General features: G+C 41.8%; 4 protein-coding genes. All 4 read right to left on the reverse strand.

Annotation, left to right across the window (positions count from 1 at the left end; translation table 11 throughout):
- Nucleotides 1–73 precede the first annotated feature (73 nt).
- Entirely contained in the window at nucleotides 74–601 is a 528-nt protein-coding gene (locus tag F602_RS0100095; RefSeq protein WP_018165950.1) for a hypothetical protein, read from the reverse strand.
- Between the two features lie 8 nt (nucleotides 602–609).
- Nucleotides 610–951, reverse strand: a complete 342-nt coding sequence (locus tag F602_RS0100100) for an HNH endonuclease (protein WP_018165951.1) — start codon at nucleotides 949–951, stop codon at nucleotides 610–612.
- Entirely contained in the window at nucleotides 951–1499 is a 549-nt protein-coding gene (locus tag F602_RS10115; RefSeq protein ID WP_018165952.1) for a DUF1642 domain-containing protein, read from the reverse strand. Before F602_RS10115 ends, F602_RS0100100 begins: the two co-directional genes overlap by 1 nt.
- 3 nt (nucleotides 1500–1502) lie before the next feature.
- Nucleotides 1503–2401 (reverse strand): DNA (cytosine-5-)-methyltransferase (dcm, locus tag F602_RS0100110; protein ID WP_018165953.1); only part of this gene is annotated, 899 nt, incomplete at its 5' end.

Genomic DNA, 2401 nt, shown 5'->3' on the forward strand with positions numbered 1-2401 from the left:
CAACGTCACGTACAATCCGCGACTGGTCCAGATTACAGCTTTAACTCCATACATCTTACCTTCGTAAAATGCTCTATATCTCTGTATCATTTTCTACCTCCCTCTTAACCTCAACTGTGACTATTGTATCGTTGTGATGACCACCATGTGACACAAGCAAAATTCTTACTATCTCAAAATTATGCTTTTTTCCTACTCCGCAACTATTCCAGCCAAAACTGATAGCTTTCCCTCCTGGTTTTAATATCCTGGCAATCTCTTCCTTTTGTTTTGTCCAAAAAGTGGATTGAGTAGTTTCCTTATTGACAGGTAATCCTACTCCTTTGTAAACTTCGGAAACCTGTCTAGTTGAGTAAGGCGGGTCATAAAGCACGCCGTCAACGGACTCATCTTCAAACATTTTTAAAAAATCTAAAGCATCCAAATGATAATCTGTATCAAATTCTTCACTTAGGTCATTTGTGATTGTTGCAAGTTTTGAATTGTTTGCAAAAGGGTCAATCCATAAGCCCGCGTCAACTTCCTGATTAAGTAATTCAGCAATGGGCTTTATCGAAAAAGTGTTTTTGGATGGAAATCCCCATAGTCGTTCAATAAACATCACTCCACCTACACTTTTTCAAAATAAAATTTTCCGTCAAATTGATTGATTTCCACAATGCCATACTGCATACCTAACCGAGCAATAAATGGTTGAGTAATTCTTTCATGCAAGGACATCAGTTTTTCTCTAAAATCATCTAGGGTATGTGTTGATTTATAGAAATTGCATTGGTAGCAGGATGGCATGTAATTATCAATGTGTTCCTTTCCACCTCGATAATGTGGATGCAAGTGGTCCACTCTCAGCGATTTTAAATCCAAAATCTTGCCACAGTATGCACAGTGCCCATCGTATTTTTTCAAGACCTGTACTCTAATATTTTTAGGTATATTTTTCCTGCTAGTCATCACTCCACCTCTTCCACTTCCACAGGTTCAGCAAACCCTGCATTCCACGCCCACTCAAAATCCTCTTTGATTTCGGATTCGGTGAGTTGGTATATATCCATTTCTTTCCAGTTATCAGGAAAACTTTCCATCTGACTTAGTACGATACAGCTATCACTAATAAATTCTAAAACAGTAAGACTGTCGTCATTAGTATTTGGTATCTCAACCGTATACAACCGCTCCTTCTTCACCTCATAGCCATCTAACCACGCTCGTGCGAAGGTTTCTTGATTTGGGTATGTAAACATATCTTGTCCCGTCTTCAAAAACCATGCGTTTAGTTCCGCTGAAAGTTCCGTGTTCTTCATGGCATCTCTCAAAGAGCGATTCATGTTTTTACATTTCTCAATCCACTCCGCAACGAACTTCGGCACAACGACCTTGGCTGGTTCGTTGATAAGTTGAACAGCGCCGATTGCAATTTCTAAAGGCACACCCTCATTTTCACTTCCAAATAATCTATATGTATTGTTTTTAAACAATTCAATCGCTTCTTGTTTATTCATTTTCTACCTCAATCTTTTTGCTATCGCCTCAATCACATTTACTGTAACCGAGTTGCCAGCTTGCTTATACAGCTGACTATTGCTATTAACTGCTTGAGCTTTATCAAAAGCCCAATCTGGGAAACCTTGCAACCTCCAACACTCGCGAGGAGTAAGTTTGCGGATGCGGAAGCCATCCGACAAGTGATTATTCTCTTGCCAGCTATTTTTAGTCAAGGTTGGCGCTACATCGTGCTCCCCGCCCAGATTAAAACCTCGTCCTCGCTGGATGATTTTAGGCTCAAGCCCTCCGCCTTGCATGGTCCGAATGGTTGGAGCGATGCCATCTGGATCGTAGACACAACCACTCTGGTTAAAGTTTGGTTCGATTTTTCCGACAACTTTTATCTCATTGACCACAACACCATGTTTGTCTTGAGCTGTCAGTGTAAACATAGGCTCTCCGTTGCCCTTGAACCTCCTCCCATTCTGCCTTTTCTCAGGTCTGTCAGGGGTTAGAACTGGAATAGCTATTTTGAGTGGGTCCTTATGCGTCGTTGTGCTGCACAGTGTCGGAGCTAAACCGTCAGCGGAAACCACATCTCCACTCTGGGATTTGCCCATCTTGCGGATGTTACCAATTTTATTTATTTTTGATTGTTGGCTATCAATCGTTGTGTCATTTCCTCCGAAAGGAAATATCGCTCGTCCACCTGCTCCTCTAAGATGTCCGACAATGAACACCCGTTCTCTGTTTTGGGGGACTCCAAAATTCTTGCTGTTGAACACTTCCCATTCCGCATCATACCCCAGTTCATCCAACGTTCCGATGATGGTCTCGAATGTATGGCCGTCATCGTGGTTGAGGAGTCCTGTGACGTTCTCAAGGAATAGATATTTAGGTCTGAGAATAGATGCGAACC

Source organism: Streptococcus minor DSM 17118 (assembly GCF_000377005.1).
In the GTDB taxonomy this organism is placed as follows: Bacteria; Bacillota; Bacilli; order Lactobacillales; family Streptococcaceae; genus Streptococcus; species Streptococcus minor.

What these genes read in the sequence shown, in the direction of transcription:
- F602_RS0100095 (WP_018165950.1), bottom strand. Translation starts at nt 601, where the DNA reads ATGTTTATTGAACGACTATGGGGATTTCCATCCAAAAACACTTTTTCG.
- F602_RS0100100 (WP_018165951.1), bottom strand. Translation starts at nt 951, where the DNA reads ATGACTAGCAGGAAAAATATACCTAAAAATATTAGAGTACAGGTCTTG.
- F602_RS10115 (WP_018165952.1), bottom strand. Translation starts at nt 1,499, where the DNA reads ATGAATAAACAAGAAGCGATTGAATTGTTTAAAAACAATACATATAGA.